The sequence below is a fragment of the Dehalococcoidia bacterium genome, assembly GCA_028711995.1.
Taxonomy (GTDB): Bacteria; Chloroflexota; Dehalococcoidia; order SZUA-161; family SpSt-899; genus JAQTRE01.
In genome coordinates, this window is record JAQTRE010000020.1 from 20473 (window position 1) to 34852 (window position 14380).

General features: G+C 52.6%; 16 protein-coding genes and 1 tRNA gene. 5 read left to right on the forward strand and 12 right to left on the reverse strand.

What is annotated here, in order from left to right; genetic code table 11:
• Positions 1–141 precede the first annotated feature (141 nt).
• Positions 142–723, reverse strand: coding sequence for an HNH endonuclease (locus PHV74_04840; GenBank protein MDD5093694.1), 582 nt, complete (start codon positions 721–723; stop codon positions 142–144).
• 270 nt (positions 724–993) lie between these two features.
• Between PHV74_04840 and PHV74_04845 the strand changes: the two genes are divergently transcribed.
• Together PHV74_04845 and PHV74_04850 are read left to right on the forward strand one after the other, a co-directional pair.
• Positions 994–1425, forward strand: a complete 432-nt coding sequence (locus PHV74_04845) for a hypothetical protein (protein ID MDD5093695.1) — start codon at positions 994–996, stop codon at positions 1423–1425.
• Between the two features lie 44 nt (positions 1426–1469).
• Positions 1470–1916, forward strand: a complete 447-nt coding sequence (locus PHV74_04850; GenBank protein MDD5093696.1) for a thioesterase family protein — start codon at positions 1470–1472, stop codon at positions 1914–1916.
• Between the two features lie 184 nt (positions 1917–2100).
• On the opposite strand, the gene PHV74_04855 is transcribed toward PHV74_04850, so the two are convergent.
• The 3 genes from PHV74_04855 to PHV74_04865 form a co-directional block, all read right to left on the reverse strand.
• Positions 2101–2388 carry a hypothetical protein gene (locus PHV74_04855; GenBank protein ID MDD5093697.1) on the reverse strand — a complete coding sequence of 96 codons (288 nt, stop codon included), beginning with the start codon at positions 2386–2388 and terminating at the stop codon, positions 2101–2103.
• 126 nt (positions 2389–2514) lie between these two features.
• The gene (locus PHV74_04860; GenBank protein ID MDD5093698.1) at positions 2515–2877 is read right to left on the reverse strand and encodes an RNA-binding protein; all 363 of its coding nucleotides are present in this window, start codon (positions 2875–2877) and stop codon (positions 2515–2517) included.
• Between the two features lie 156 nt (positions 2878–3033).
• On the reverse strand, positions 3034–3165 hold the full coding sequence (locus tag PHV74_04865) for a hypothetical protein (GenBank protein ID MDD5093699.1): 132 nt from the start codon (positions 3163–3165) through the stop codon (positions 3034–3036).
• Positions 3166–4084: 919 nt separating this feature from the next.
• On the opposite strand from PHV74_04865, the gene PHV74_04870 reads away from it, so the two are divergent.
• Positions 4085–5272 carry a site-specific integrase gene (locus PHV74_04870; protein MDD5093700.1) on the forward strand — a complete coding sequence of 396 codons (1188 nt, stop codon included), beginning with the start codon at positions 4085–4087 and terminating at the stop codon, positions 5270–5272.
• A gap of 267 nt (positions 5273–5539) precedes the next feature.
• On the forward strand, positions 5540–5761 hold the full coding sequence (locus tag PHV74_04875) for a hypothetical protein (GenBank protein MDD5093701.1): 222 nt from the start codon (positions 5540–5542) through the stop codon (positions 5759–5761).
• A 225-nt stretch (positions 5762–5986) separates the two neighbouring features.
• On the opposite strand, the gene PHV74_04880 is transcribed toward PHV74_04875, so the two are convergent.
• The 4 genes from PHV74_04880 to PHV74_04895 all read right to left on the reverse strand — a co-directional run bounded on the left by PHV74_04880 (position 5987) and on the right by PHV74_04895 (position 9934).
• Complete coding sequence (locus PHV74_04880) at positions 5987–6313, reverse strand: hypothetical protein (protein MDD5093702.1); 327 nt, start codon at positions 6311–6313, stop codon at positions 5987–5989.
• A 974-nt stretch (positions 6314–7287) separates the two neighbouring features.
• Positions 7288–7363: transfer RNA gene (locus PHV74_04885), tRNA-Ala, on the reverse strand.
• Positions 7364–7451: 88 nt separating this feature from the next.
• Positions 7452–8282 (reverse strand): DegV family protein, encoded by an 831-nt coding sequence (locus PHV74_04890; protein MDD5093703.1) that lies wholly within the window; start codon positions 8280–8282, stop codon positions 7452–7454.
• 23 nt (positions 8283–8305) lie between these two features.
• Positions 8306–9934 (reverse strand): DAK2 domain-containing protein, encoded by a 1629-nt coding sequence (locus PHV74_04895; GenBank protein MDD5093704.1) that lies wholly within the window; start codon positions 9932–9934, stop codon positions 8306–8308.
• A 97-nt stretch (positions 9935–10031) separates the two neighbouring features.
• Between PHV74_04895 and rpmB the strand changes: the two genes are divergently transcribed.
• Positions 10032–10214, forward strand: coding sequence for a 50S ribosomal protein L28 (gene rpmB / locus PHV74_04900; protein ID MDD5093705.1), 183 nt, complete (start codon positions 10032–10034; stop codon positions 10212–10214).
• Here rpmB and rpe read toward each other — a convergent pair.
• The 4 genes from rpe to cysK form a co-directional block, all read right to left on the reverse strand.
• A complete protein-coding gene (gene rpe / locus PHV74_04905; GenBank protein ID MDD5093706.1) occupies positions 10211–10885 on the reverse strand; it encodes a ribulose-phosphate 3-epimerase in 675 nt (224 codons plus the stop codon). The genes rpmB and rpe overlap by 4 nt on opposite strands.
• A complete protein-coding gene (gene argH / locus PHV74_04910) occupies positions 10878–12248 on the reverse strand; it encodes an argininosuccinate lyase (GenBank protein MDD5093707.1) in 1371 nt (456 codons plus the stop codon). The genes rpe and argH overlap by 8 nt, the downstream gene beginning before the upstream one ends.
• Before the next feature lie 89 nt (positions 12249–12337).
• The gene (gene cysE, locus PHV74_04915) at positions 12338–13048 is read right to left on the reverse strand and encodes a serine O-acetyltransferase (GenBank protein MDD5093708.1); all 711 of its coding nucleotides are present in this window, start codon (positions 13046–13048) and stop codon (positions 12338–12340) included.
• 27 nt (positions 13049–13075) lie between these two features.
• Complete coding sequence (gene cysK, locus PHV74_04920) at positions 13076–14020, reverse strand: cysteine synthase A (protein MDD5093709.1); 945 nt, start codon at positions 14018–14020, stop codon at positions 13076–13078.
• Between the last annotated feature and the right edge of the window lie 360 nt (positions 14021–14380).

The following is a 14380-nucleotide window of genomic DNA, read 5'->3' on the forward strand; positions in this document are numbered from 1 at the left end:
GAATGATCCGAGTTGGTACGGCCCTTGACCTTGAAAACGGTTTTGGCGCGCCTGGGTAGGCAAACACTGGATTTTCTCTCTAAGGTCAACGGCTGTCCGGCTCAGCCTATTCTAAGAACTGAATTCATCAAAATCAGCACTTCAAGACAAACCGATCTCGCTTTCTGAGGGAAGGGGAGAGGGCGACTTGTCCGTATCCTCCGCCTCCGGCAGGGCCTGCATACTGAAACCCAGATATTTGTGCCACTCCGGAGGGGCATGACAGGGGTAAACAATATTGTGATTGCTGACAGGAGGTTGAAAAGGCTTTTGCAGGAGTCTCATGTTAGCTTGCCTCGGCGTGCGTCCCGCCTTGCGCTGATTACAGCTCTTACAAGCGCTGACGACATTCTCCCACGTGTGCTCGCCGCCTACATAACGCGGGACCACATGATCCAGCGTTAGCTCACGAGTCTGCTTGCCACAATATTGACAGGTGAAGTGATCGCGCAGAAAAATTCCACCTCGTGTCAGTCGCGCTTTGGGACGTGGCCGCCGGACATTATGAGACAGTCGGACCACCGAGGGCGATATCATCGAGAATGAGGCGCTCCGAACTACGCTCGAGTTGTTTTCAGTAACTTCGGCCCTGCCATTGAGCACCATCCCAATCGCCCGCCTGACCTGACAGACATTCAATGGCTCGTAGTTCTGATTGAGAATCAGCACGGGTTCGTTTAGCATCACTGGGTTACTCCTCGAACCGATTGATTTTACCAAGAATGAAAGCAGCATTGCAAATAGAAGTCTCGTCCAACATGCTCCTAGATACTGAGGTCGGATGGTAATAGTGGACACTAAACCATTCATGCTGCCAGTTGTCTGGCATAGAAGTTTTGTTTCTTGACAACCACGCAACGACGGCGTAGCAGTGGTCGCTTTCTGGTTTTTGCCATCCATAACGCTGTAGAATGTGATAACGGGAGCAGACATCAATCCGCATGGAGGTTACTCGTGAAGAATGTAGAGATTTCGGTGAGCGGGGATACTCTCACTATCAAGGTTGCCCTGTCTCAGGAATTCGAGCCATCGTCTGAGAAGTTCACACAGATCAGGATTGGCAGGGAGACTTATGATCGAATAAGGGTCATATCTGCGACTTCGGGTGAAAGCATCACCGAAGTGATCACCAGAGCATTGGATGTTCTGGATGCCACTGGCGATGAGTTGCCGCCGGAATCCAAGGAAGCTCTCAATCAGCCCAGAGAGGAATCTGTTACGAATCCACCACGCAATCTTCACAATGTGGTGCCCCCGATTGAGGAAGCTTCAAATTCAGAGAGCACTCTTGATTCTAGCTATTGGGGAAATTCGGCTATTGAGGAACTGCTGAGGCGGCGCAAGAAGCAGATGGGAACTGGTGAGGAACAAGATGGAGAAGTCTGAGAGCGATCTTTGCAAATCGACTTTTAGCCTCGGTTGGCATCCAAGTGGCAATCCTGAAATGGGTTGACCGGCATAAACTCTGGCGGCGGCTCAATTCGGACGATATGTTCCATCATGTCAATAATGCTCGCTATTTAGAACTCCTTGAAGAAGGACGATGGGTTTTCTTCGAACAAAATCGTAGTTCCGATGAATGGCCTCAGGGGATTGCTATTGTTGTAGTCAATATAAACATCAACCATAGACGTCCGGCCACTTTTGGTGACATCTTAGAAGTACGAACCGATATATCCGATCTTGGGGCTAAAAGGAGTGTAATTCATCAGGAGATAATACTGCAAGGTGCGGAGTCTATCGTTGATGACGCAGATGTTACTTTCGTCATCGTGGACTCCAAAACGCAACAAACACTCCCTCTTGAGAATGGTTTAGCTTCGGGCAGTACATTTGAGAAACAAGGGTTTTCGGACATAAACTCGGGCGACGTGTAAATTTCGGAGTTATGCCATCAGTTACATAGGGATGCGCATCTAATTCAAAGAGGTAGCCAGAGCAAGATTGTGGCCGGACTGCTTCTTCAGAGTAAAACATCCACTATCCCTCAGCAAACCGGCCGCCGTGACGGCCAAATCGGCCACCCTTGTTTAAAGCCCAAACAGGCGTAGAGACCTCTTGCTACAATTCAACCCGGCTTCCCTCCCTTCTTTTGATAGTCTTTACTGCTGGCGGCTTGAAATCAGGTGCGTCCTTGGAAATGTCCCGGATATCCAAATCAGAGCCTTCCTGTTGATGGATGGCCAAATCTGCCAAATGCATTCTCGCGCCACCCTGGCCGGACAGATCCTCGTCCTGAAAGAAACGGTCAATAACCCAGTCTCTGAGATCGCCGACCACTTCTCTCCCCTCCCTGACGGATGGCTTCTCTATACATAGCCCATCGACCAGATGGTCTCGCCAATACACTCTTCTCCGGTAGGCCCCCTTTTCTCCAGAGGCCTAAGGTCATTGATGAATGCGTCTAATTCCTGCCGGGCACTTCCATCATCAGGATAGTCTTTCCACCTCCGGACTTTCTGGAAAAACAGCGCCTCAGTGCCCTCGTTTCGCCGCGCGGATGTTGCGGCGACTGCCCTTCGACTTTGATCTCTTCGGCCCCTGATAACCCGAGTCTGGCGTCGAACTGGAGAAATTCGGCGAGCGTTTCGGCTGCTCCTCCGCCTGCGTGACACGAAGGGTCCTGCCTTTGAACTCGTGGCCGTTAAACTTCTCAACAGCCTTGGAAACAGCATTCCCCTCGGTGTACTCCACAAAGGCGAAGCCCCTGATACGACCGGTATCACGGTCGGTCGGCAGGAATACCTCGACGATCTGACCCGCTTCAGCAAAGAGGGCCTCCAGGTCACTCCGAGTGGTCTCGTAGCTCAAATTTCCGACATATATTTTTGCCTTAATGGTGTCCTCCTCATTAGTTAAGATGTTCTGGCAATCACTGGCTCTCCATGATTCCGGGTGGTATGGTTTCCAGAAATATCGATCCGGTATTCTTCTACTTTGGAGCCACCCTCCTCAAACTCCGGTACGCCGACTCAGGGCTGAGAAATACTGAACTCACTTATTGCCCACAGGCTTGGGGGTTGCAGCCTGCTGCTTCAGTTGCCGCTGCTTTGTGGCTTCCACTTGTTTTGCATCCTTCTGGCGATTCCCTTTAGCCTTGTCCTTCTTGCTCTTCTTGTCGCCCATTAAATGACCTCCTTTCCGATGTTGGTTCGTTGAATTTAGCCGCAAGGGTGGTCTGGCCACATGTGATGGCCTCTACCCTGCTCTATTCCGGGGTCAATGTTCGGCATATCCAGCTTTGGGACTAGGCACCAACCTGCCATCAACAGATCAAACTCTCTATATTGTCATTATAACAGCGCGTCATCTTTCAATCATCCCCCATTGATCAAATCCTTCCCATATCCTCGGAGATCATTCTTGAAAGCGATGCTTCGTCCTTGATCTCCATGCCGCTTCTTCTTTGGAGAAACGTCCTCGCTGGCCCCCTCGGATTCGGTCGCTGGTTCTGTTCTCACATGGAATCCCTGTTTGGCATCCATTTATGTAAATGTAGCTACTTTCCGAAAGTGACCAAAAGCCCTTTTTGTCTCATCCTGATAGTGATCGATATGATCGTAAACCTTAAAAAAGCGGGTCCCCGTCAAGCGGTTTAGTCCCCGCCTTGACTAGGCCAGTCACAGTCTCGCATTAAAGGAGCTGACGAACGAATCAACAAAGCCGAACCCAAATTGAAAGCCGGGCCGCCTGTAAAGGTTCAGGTGGGCGCAAAGATGGATTGACTATCCTGTCGAAAAGACAAGGCGGACAACACCTTCGAAATATCTACTACAGGGATTGAAGGGATCACAGAGGCCTTTGTTTGACTATGTGGAAGCCGGAACCTTTGGCGATCAGAGAGAAGGATATTTCCGATATCAGTTGAGCACTGACCCAACTTCCGCAGCTTGAACTGCCGCTGGCTGCCGGGAGCAAGCAGGAGGAGAATACTGAGGTTCTGCCTATCGTTACATTTGGTGGAGCTGGGGGGACTCGAACCCCCGACCTTTTGACTGCCAGAGTAACGAGGGGTATGTACATATCTCTCTTGCGAGGGGGTCAAATGACACCGACCGAGTTGAGGGAGCTTCTGAGAGGGCTGGTGAATGAAGGAATGGGCTTTCCGGATGGGCTGACGGTTAAGGATGTGGAGGACAAGTTTTTGAGGGGTAAGGGTGGTAAGCTTGCGAGAAGTACACGGGTACAGTACGAGTGGATGTTCGGGAAGCTGGCGGAGCGGGGTGCTTTGTGGCCACGAAATGCAGGTGACGTGAATGAGTTTTTGGGGGTGAGCCGCGATGCTCTTGGTGATCGTTCTGTGCTTCAGTTGTTTAAGTGTTTACGGGCGGTAAGTGGTTATTGTTCGAGGACATACGGGTGGGCTGATGTTATGGAGAATGTTGAGAGACCAAGGGTTTTGCATAAGCGAAGGCGGTATTTTGATGAGGTTGAGTTAGCGGCAGTTATAGGGGCGTGTAGGGATGAGCGTGAGAAGGTGCTAATTTTGGTTTTGCTGGATTCGTCGGCGCGTATTGGTGAAGTGGCCCGGCTTCGAACTTCGGATTTAGGCAAGGACTATTTTGTTGTTGTGGGTAAGACCGGTGAGCGTCGGTATCGGTGTGATGAGCGTTTGGTGAGTATGATGAGGCGTATTTCGTGTAAAGGTGTGGTCTTCCCGAAAAAGGTTTGCGGGTCTTGTGATCGGTATGTTAAGCCTATTCAGCCGAGTCGGTCTGATGGGTTGTCAAGTCAGGTGAAGCGGATAATGGAACGAGCAGGTTTGAAGGGTGAGAAGCTCGGTCCTCATACGTTGAGGCATACAGCGGCATCTATTGTGGCGAGGGAAACGGGGTCGGTTTTGGCGGTAAGAGCACTTCTTCAACATGATAGTGTGAAGACTTCGGAAATGTACATTCATGATGCAGATAGTGTGGTTCAACAGCGGGTTTCGCCTTTGCGTCTGTGTGGTGTGAAGGTAAAAGAGCTTGAGGGTTTACCTGGTTTGGGTGTGGTGGATGGAGCGGTGGTGTCCGTCGATGAGGAAAGCGAGGGTAAGCGGGAATTTGTGTGTCGGGTTGAGGAGTTGCTGCCGCATGCTCCTGAGGGTGTGGTGATTCGTCCGGGGTTAAGCACAGAGGATTTAGAGCTTATCCGGTCAGGTCTGGTAGCTTTGATGGTTCAGAACGGTGAGAGTGGGAGTGGTGTGAAGTCTGTGCAGTTGATGCGTCGGATGCTCCGGCGTCGGGTTTAAGTGTTCTGCCTGGGTCGGTCGCTGTTTGAGGGGACAGCGTGGCTCTGAGTAAGTTTAAGGAGGTGTCTGTGTGGGTTCACGTAGACGGTTCAAGGCGCGAACGAGCACACAGAAGGTAAGTCGGAATGCGTACCGTGCGACCGGTAGGATTCTGAGGGCGGCGAAGGAGCGAGGTCTTCTTGTGGATGCTCGTCAGGTATATGAGGAGCAGCTGCACAAGCGGTTGGCTCGGTGGTGAGTGGGAAATAAATTTGGAGGTTGTTGGTTATGAAAGATGGTGGGATTATAGGTTCGGTGTTACTGGCGTTTATTGCGGTGGTGATCATAATGAATCTGATTCCAAGTCTTGTTGACACGAATGCCGTGGTTCAGGCAGATGCAGATGCGAGTGAGCTGACCAAGATGGCTTCTTCGATGGGGGAGTGGATGCTGCCGCTTGGTGGTATAGTGGCAGCTGGTTTTCTGGTGTTTCGTCAGGTCAAGCGTTAGTGGTGTTGGGTGCGTGTGTCTGGACTGGACTGAATGCGGGAATCGGCGGGCTTTTAGCTTCGAGTAAATAGTCCGAGTCCTTACGGACTGATGTTCCTGGTAGAGGGGTAGCATTGAGGGGTGCTGCCCCTCTTTTTTTTGTCCCTCAGGATCTGGAGCAAGAGTTTTTGGGAGAGGTAGCTGGTTCGGGTCAGCTACCCCTCCCGAAGTGTGGAGGAGAGGAGCTTATCTGGGTGCGATAGGGTATGAGGGATAAGCAGCCGGCGTACAGAGAGGGCAGTGTTTCCTCATGTTGATGGAGTGAAGGTGTTTGAGTTCGTTAAAAGCGGCTTTGGTTCCTTCCCTGGTGTTCGGGAAAGAGTGAGTGATAACGAGGGTAGCGGTGTTTCCTTCGGCAAGAGCCTTAGAAACGATCTGTGAACCGATTCCCTGCTGGTAGAGCTCCATCCGTTTGTCGATGGGGAGCCTGGTGAGAGCGGTGTAATGCTGCCTGGTGCCTTTGTAAGGGTGTTTGAAGTGAAGTGTAAATACAGTGAGTGCTTTCTCTGACATGAGCTTTTCCTCCTTCTTTCTCGCTGCCGAATTTTTTGAGGTTTTTTCCTCACCCAAGAGGAAAAGCGGCCTGTGGCATGCTGTCAAGGGAACCCTCGCAAGCGCCCTTGACAGCTATGCTAAACAGGTCGCTAAAATATCAGTCGGAAAAAACCTCAACGTTCTCCTCAGTTTGTTGATGAGGTGTTTGAATCGAGCGTGAGTCGAGATGAGTGAGGGGGTGTGAGTGTGAGTGTGAATGATCTGTCCTTGACAGGGGGAAAGCCACGGGCGGCGGGTGTGGCTTCCCCCGTCAACAAAAGAGAAAGTGAGGTTCTCCGGGTGGTGTGGTTTGAAGGTGAATCAAGAGGTGCTGAAGGTTATCCGAGGTGTGAAAGTCGGTCTGTTGGTCATCCTGGAGGCTCGTTTTTAGGGTGATGAGGGTGTTGCAGAAGACTTTTGAAGCTGGGAGGCTCTGAGAAGGCCAAGAGGGCTGTTTTCTGAAAAGGCCTGAGGAAAAGGGTCTGGTGCGGTGAGTGGTGGACAAAAACAGGGCGTTACGCTGGCCTGGGAGCTATGTTTAGAGGGTGGCAAGAGAGAGAATAAGAGAGAAAAGAAGCAAAAGAGAGAACAAGAGAGAGAATACTTACATGATCATATCTTCACTTGTCCTATTACCAATGAGAATATATATAGAATATCTCTATATATATATGAGAATACTAAAGCGTTAGGTGTGTTGATTTGAAGTGAAGAGGGGATGGAGGAACGGTTAAGGCAGCCGAAAGAGAGCGTAAGCCAGCCCGGGAATCAGCCAGGGAATAAGCCAGCCCGGGAATCAGCCAGGGAATAAGCCAGCCCGGGAATCAGCCAGGGAATAAGCCAGGGAGGAGCGTTGGAGGGCGTGGGAACCTCGGTAGCAATGGGCCCGGTACTGATTCACTATTGCGAGTGTACAGTGGTTTGTGGTAAAATATGCGTGCCTGGCGGGAATCTGGTGGAGCTGGGGGGACTTGAACCCCCGACCTTTTGACTGCCAGTCAAACGCTCTCCCAATTGAGCTACAGCCCCACGGATTCAGATTATACCCTGCCAACCCCAGAATGTCCACCACTTTTGCCAATTCCCTGCCGCCAAGCACCAGTCTTTCTCCTAAGGATCAATCAGCCCCTTCCAAAATACCTACGGCTATCGTTCCGGGACCCAGATAGCTTCCGATCACCGGGCCGATCCGGCTCTGGATGATCTTGTCCCTGCCCACAACAGGAACAAGCCTTTCAGTTAATGCAGCCGCTTCATCCGGGGCAGTACTGTGAAGGACGGTGATATCTCTGATTGCTTTATATCCCTGCACGATTTCAAAAACCCGGTTGATGGCCTTTTTCCGGGTGCGCTCCTTTCCATATGGATGCGCCTCTCCATCGCGGACACACAGAATCGGCTTGATACTGAGCAGGGTTCCCAGAAGGGCCTGCGCCTTGCCGATTCGTCCGCCTTTGTGCATATACTCCAACGTATCAACCGTTCCGAAAAAATGCGCCCGGTCAATTGCCTTGTTTGTGGCCTCGACCACTTGATCGATACTGGCCCCTGATTTCGCCAATCTCGCCGCCTGGATGACCACAAGCCCCAAACCCATCGAACAGGAAAGCGAATCGATCACTTCGATCCGGCTCGTCTTCTGAACAGCAGTCCGCCCCAGGAGCGCCGAATTATAGGTGCCGCTGAGCTTTTGAGAAATATGGATGGAAACGATTCCCTCGCCTTTGGCCTGAAGATCCTGGTAGACGCCTATGAAGTCAGCAGGAGAGGGTTGAGAGGTAGTGGGCAGAACATCGCTTTGCCTGAGTTTGTCGTAGAATTGATCGGCCGTCAGATCTATTCCGTCAAGATAGCTCTCTTTTTTGAGGCTTACCGTAAGCGGAACAACCGTTATTTCCAACGCCCGTGCCAATTCAGTGGGGAGATCGGAAGTGCTATCAGTTACAATCCGGACTGCTATGGGATACCTCCCTACTCCACTGAAATGATATAGGCATAATGAGGCTGGCCTCCGAAGACAACCTCGACTTCGAGGTTGGGGTATTGGGACCGAATAGGGTCGAACAGTTTCTCCGTGTCGGCCCAGCCAACACTTTCCCCATAATAGACTGTCATGATCTCGCCATCTTGAACACGCATCTTCTGAAGGAGCTTCTGAAGAATATCCTCTAGAGCATATTCCGCCACGGTTAGTTCTTCATCCACAAACCCGATCACCTGATCTTTCTTCACGGTCATGTCCCTGTATCGCATCGATCGAACCGCAGTAGCGATATACCCGGTACGAACAGTGGAAAGGCTTTCTGTCATCGATTTTGTGTTGCCCTCAAGATCGGTTTCAGGATTAAACGCCATCAAAGCCGCGATTCCCTGAGGGATTGTCCTGCTGGGAATCACCACAATCTTCTTTTTCGTCAAACTGCCTACCTGTCTAGCAGCAGCCAGGATATCCGGATTATTGGGGAGGATGATCACTTCATCTGTAGGCACGGATTCGACTGCACGAACCATCTCCTGAACGCTGGGGTTCATGGTCTCGCCACCGGCGATAACCTGCGTTGCACCCAGACTGCCGAATACCTGGACCAGACCATCGCCGGAGACGACCGGCACAGCAGAGACTTTCCCCAGATACTGGCGGGTCTTTCCGCTCTGGGCAGCGACGAACTCCCGGTGCTGGTCTTCCATATTGTTGATCTTGATCTGTTTGAGCGTTCCCACGGTGATCCCATAGCTGATGGCAGCTCCGGGGTCAAAAGTATGCACGTGAACACGCGCTGTGGTCTCGTCCCCAACCACCAGGAGAGAGTCACCGATTCCACTCAGCGTTTCCCTGATCTGGTTCAGATCGATAGCCTCGCCATGGATGAGAAACTCTGTGCAGTAACCATAGGTGGGCTTTCCCTCTCGTGGCTGAGCGAGGATGGCACTGGGCTGCCGTTCAAGGATAGAATCCTCTGCCTCTATCTCCTTGCCCTGGAGATAGAACAGCAACCCTTCGAGAATCAGCGCCAAACCCTGTCCTCCCGCATCCACCACCCCCGATTCCTTCAGCACAGGCAAAAGATCCGGCGATCTGATCACTGACTCCTTGGCCTCCTTCACGGCAGCTTCCATGATCAACCTCAGATCATAATATCCTGCGTATGATGTAGCCTGCGCCACTTCAGAGGCCTCGCGGATAACAGTCAGCATGGTGCCTTCGGCAGGTTTGCTCATGGCATCATAGGCGGCACGCGATGCCTTGACCAGCGCCTTGGCCATATCCATGCCGGTGAAGGACTTCTTTTCCTCCAGGCCCTGCGCGATACCCCGGAACACTTGCGAGAGGATCACTCCACTGTTTCCCCGGGCACCCATCAGCGCACCTTTAGCCATAGCCTGCGCCACAGCTGAAGCATCATTATCGGTGCACAGATTGGCCTCCGCCATCGCTGATTGCATGGTCAGAAGCATATTGGTGCCGGTGTCACCATCGGGAACGGGGAAGACGTTGAGCGCATTTACGGCCGGAGCGTTATTGTTGAGGAGATTGGTGCCGGTTCTAAACATTTCCCGGAGATGCTTTCCACTCCAAGAGTCCTTCTGTCTAATCACCATCGCAACCCCTATATCCTGTTTGCTAAGCTGCTGAATTTATGGTATCCTTGTTGAGTGAATTCTACAGGAAAGTAGTCACTTAGTCAAAGGAACAATCATGAAGTGTGAAGTTTGCGGAAAAACCCTCCAGTTCGGGCATAACATCAGCCATTCCAATCGCCACACCAAAAGGAAATGGCTGCCTAACATTCAAAAAGCCTCACTTATGATTGATGGCGAAAAGAAGCAAATCAGCATCTGCACACGGTGCCTTCGCAGCCAGTATAAGGTCCGTGCTTAGCTAACGCCACCAATCGCATTCCTCATCCTTTTCATCGTCTGGGCAACGGGCTCTCTGGCGTTGAAAATGGCGCTACCTGCGACGATTACGGTTCCTCCGGCTTGAACAACCCTGGGAGCGATATCGGCATTGATTCCGCCATCCACTTCTAGTTCCGCGCCGATCTTCCTTTCATCCATCAGGCTTCTCAACCGGGCGATCTTATCCAACATCTCTCCAATGAAAGCCTGGCCACCGTATCCCGGGTTTACCGTCATCACCAGAACCAGGTCTAGAAAAGGCAGAATCTCGGTGACTGCCTCCAGCGGGGTAGACGGATTGAGGGAAACGCCTGCTTTTACACCCAGCTCTTTTATCCGCGCCACGAGACGATGCAGATGAGTGCATGCCTCGACGTGAACAGTGATGATATTCGCACCAGCCTGAGCAAAATTATCCACCTGTCTTTCAGGGGACTCGATCATCAGGTGGACATCCAGCGGAACCGACGTGTGCTTGCGGATCGCCTTCACCGTCTCATGGCCAATGGTTATCGGCGGCACGAAGTGGCCGTCCATCACATCAACGTGGATATAGTCTGCCCCGTATTGGGTCACCTCTTCAACAGCCGCTCCTAGCGAGGCGAAATCTGCCGAGAGGATGGAGGGGGCCAGCTTGACCTTCTCAGACATCCAGAATCTCCTTGGCGCTCTTGAGAGCTTGAGAAACCTGCCTGGAAGCAGTGCCCCCATGAATATCGCGTGCAGCGATAGAGGCTTGCACACTGATCGCGTAAACGTCGTCCTCAAAAAGTTCTGAGAACCTCTGATACTCAGCAAGGGAGAGGCCCGCCAGAGTCTTGCCCTGCTCAATGGCATGGCGAACCAGGCTGGCCACAACACCATGCGCCTCGCGGAAAGGCATTCCTTTCTTGACCAGATAGTCGGCCAGATCGGTAGCCAGAGAAAAGTTTTCACCAGCACATTGCGCCGTGCGTGCTGAATTGACGGCCAGGGTTTTGACCATTCCGGTAAAAACCTCCAGCGTCGCATGCAGGGTATCCACCGTATCGAAGAAGCCCTCTTTATCCTCCTGCAAGTCCCGGTTGTAGGCTAACGGCAGGCCTTTCATCGTCGTCAGGATGGCCATCAGATTGCCATAGATACGCCCGGTTTTGCCGCGCGCCAGTTCGGCCACATCGGGATTCTTCTTCTGCGGCATTATGCTGGAGCTGGTGGCATAGGCGTCATCGATCTCAATGAATCCGAATTCCGCCGAAGACCACAGGACCATCTCCTCCGCCAGACGCGAGAGATGCATCATAGTGAGGCTGGCCGCCGCCTGGTATTCGATGACAAAATCGCGGTCGGAGACGGCGTCCAGGCTATTGGCACTGATTCGACTGAAACCCAGCTCTTTGGCCACCATTTCGCGATCGATGGGATAGGGAATACCGGCCAGCGCTCCGCTGCCCAGGGTCAGAACGTCGGCTCGTTTCAAGCAGTCGCCAAAGCGCTCAACATCACGCTGCAACATCTCGAAATAGGCCAGAAGATGATGCGCCAGCAAGATCGGCTGAGCCCGCTGCAGGTGAGTATAGCCGGGAATGATCACTTCTTTGTTGGATTCGGCCAAATCGATCAGAACTCTTTGAAGCCCCTTGATCCGTCCCACGGTTTCGGAGATCGCCTCTTTGGTGAAAAGGCGCATATCGGTGGCGACCTGATCATTGCGAGAGCGAGCCGTATGAAGCTTCCCCGCCACATCGCCGATCACCTCGAAAAGGCGGGTTTCAATGTTCATATGGATATCTTCCAGCGAGGGATCGAACTTGAACTGCCCGCGTTCGATCTCCTCAGCTATGGAAGTAAGCCCTCTGGCGATGGACTCCGCTTCCGCTGGTGTTATGATCCCCCCTTTGGCCAGCGCCCTGGCATGGGCAATCGAACCGGCGATATCCTGACGATACAATCGCTGGTCATAAGCAATAGAGGCTGTATAGTCCTGAACGGCCTTTTCGGCGTCCTTTTGAAAACGCGAGCGTAGCGGCTTCATTTGCTGCTTATTATGGCATCAATCTATGATTGGGGTCAAGTGGAACTCGGACGGTCCGACGATTGGCTGTCCGTCCGCTTCCCGATTCGTCAACTTTCCTTTTCTGTGCTCTGGCTCTCCAGCCAGGTCTTCCAATCCTCGGTGGCCTTTTGCAGTCCACTTCCGGCCTCTGTCTGGCCGAGAACATCCATCCTTTCCAGACATTCCCGCAGCTCTTTCTGCTCTTTCAAAATCGTCCTAATGACGTCGGCAACCGGGTCAGGGAGCCGGCCATGCTCCAACTCGGGGACGGCCTCCAGGTGCTGCGTCACAACTTTGCCGGGGACGCCGACCACCGTTGCCCCGGGGGGAACGAGTTTAACCACCACTGAGCCCGACCCGATACGCGCATCATCGCCCACCGTAATGGAACCCAGAACAATCGCACCAGAGCCAATCACTACCCGGTTGCCGATAGTCGGGTGCCTCTTTTTCTTTCCCAGACTGGTGCCACCCAGAACGACTCCCTGATAGATCAAAACATCATCGCCGATCTCTGCCGTCTCCCCAATCACCACTCCCGAACCGTGGTCAATGAAAAAGCGTTTGCCGATCTGGGCTCCGGGGTGGATTTCGATGCCGGTCAGAAAACGACTGCCGTGCGAAAGCAATCGGGCAAGAAAATAAAGATGGTGCCGCCAGAGAAAATGAGCCACTCGATGACCCCACAGGGCATGCAATCCGGGATAGCAGAAGAGGATTTCGGCTGTGCTTCTGGCCGCCGGATCCTTGCCTCGAATGGTGCGGATGTCCTCACGCAAGGTCTTAAGCACCTTCTTTGCCCTCCTTTATCCGCCCGTCTGGAAGAGCCACGTGGATAAATAGCGCTCTCCGGTATCGGGCAGGATCACTACAACCAGTTTGCCCTCGTTTTCCGCTCTCCTGGCCATTTCTATAGCTGCCCAGGTTGCAGCCCCGGAAGAGATGCCGGCCAGTATCCCCTCTTCTTTAGCCAGTCTCCTGGCCATATCTCCGGCCTCATCGTTTCCCACCGAAACGATTTCATCAATCAGGTCCCGCCTGAAAACTTCGGGGACAAAACCAGCGCCGATGCCCTGAATCTTGTGCAGTCCGGCCTTTCCCCCGGATAGAACCGGCGAACCCGCCGGTTCTACGGCAATGGCTTTGACCTGCGTCTTTTTCGCCTTGAGAACCTCGGCCACACCGGAGATGGTCCCTCCCGTCCCTACCCCGGCCACCACGATATCCACTCTGCCTGCAGTATCGCGCCATATCTCCTCGGCAGTGGTGAGGCGATGGATTTCCGGGTTGGCCGGATTCTTGAACTGCTGGGGCATGAAATAGCCCGGATTGGCGGCCACAAGTTCTTCTGCTTTTCTCACCGCTCCGGTCATTCCCTCGACGCCGGGGGTAAGCACCAGTTCAGCCCCAAAAATGGAGAGGAGCTGTCTTCGTTCCACAGACATGGTATCCGGCATAGTCAGGATCAGTTTGTATCCTCTGGCAGCGCAGACAAAGGCCAGAGCAATGCCGGTATTCCCGCTGGTCGGCTCAACGATAACGGTATCCCTTTTGATCAACCCCTTCTCCTCAGCATCGACGATCATGGCCACCCCAATCCTGTCCTTGATGCTATGGGTCGGATTGAAGGACTCCAGCTTCGCCACCACCTCGGCCCTCGCTCCGGCGGTGACATGATTCAATCTGACCAGAGGGGTATTGCCGATCAGTTCGGTGGAATCCTTGGCAATGCCTCGTGTGAGCCTAGGCATCGCGGTTGTTTTATAATAATGCACTTTGGCGGATTTCGAAGCTGCATTGGTATCCATATGATTCCTTCTGCACTGTTGATCAGGTGAGTCATGATAGCAGAGGAGCCGTGCAGTGTCAATCAAAATATTACAGTAACCCGGCAGGGGGAATCCTGCACCACTTGGGATTGCTCAGGAAAATCATACTCACATTCAGAAGGGGGTATCCCCTTCGATAGACCACCTATCTCAACGGGATGCCCCCTTCGAATAGTGCTTGACTACAATTTGTAGATCTTCTAGTCTGACACTACGGTCAGCTTTCCATCCTTGTATTGCACGATATGGCCTACGTTGCTGTGAACGCCATTGGCCTGAATG

What these genes read in the sequence shown, in the direction of transcription:
- rpmB (MDD5093705.1), top strand. Translation starts at nt 10,032, where the DNA reads ATGAAGTGTGAAGTTTGCGGAAAAACCCTCCAGTTCGGGCATAACATC.
- PHV74_04840 (MDD5093694.1), bottom strand. Translation starts at nt 723, where the DNA reads ATGCTAAACGAACCCGTGCTGATTCTCAATCAGAACTACGAGCCATTG.
- PHV74_04895 (MDD5093704.1), bottom strand. Translation starts at nt 9,934, where the DNA reads ATGGTGATTAGACAGAAGGACTCTTGGAGTGGAAAGCATCTCCGGGAA.
- argH (MDD5093707.1), bottom strand. Translation starts at nt 12,248, where the DNA reads ATGAAGCCGCTACGCTCGCGTTTTCAAAAGGACGCCGAAAAGGCCGTT.
- PHV74_04865 (MDD5093699.1), bottom strand. Translation starts at nt 3,165, where the DNA reads ATGGGCGACAAGAAGAGCAAGAAGGACAAGGCTAAAGGGAATCGCCAG.
- PHV74_04870 (MDD5093700.1), top strand. Translation starts at nt 4,085, where the DNA reads ATGACACCGACCGAGTTGAGGGAGCTTCTGAGAGGGCTGGTGAATGAA.
- rpe (MDD5093706.1), bottom strand. Translation starts at nt 10,885, where the DNA reads ATGTCTGAGAAGGTCAAGCTGGCCCCCTCCATCCTCTCGGCAGATTTC.
- cysK (MDD5093709.1), bottom strand. Translation starts at nt 14,020, where the DNA reads ATGCCTAGGCTCACACGAGGCATTGCCAAGGATTCCACCGAACTGATC.
- PHV74_04875 (MDD5093701.1), top strand. Translation starts at nt 5,540, where the DNA reads ATGAAAGATGGTGGGATTATAGGTTCGGTGTTACTGGCGTTTATTGCG.
- PHV74_04880 (MDD5093702.1), bottom strand. Translation starts at nt 6,313, where the DNA reads ATGTCAGAGAAAGCACTCACTGTATTTACACTTCACTTCAAACACCCT.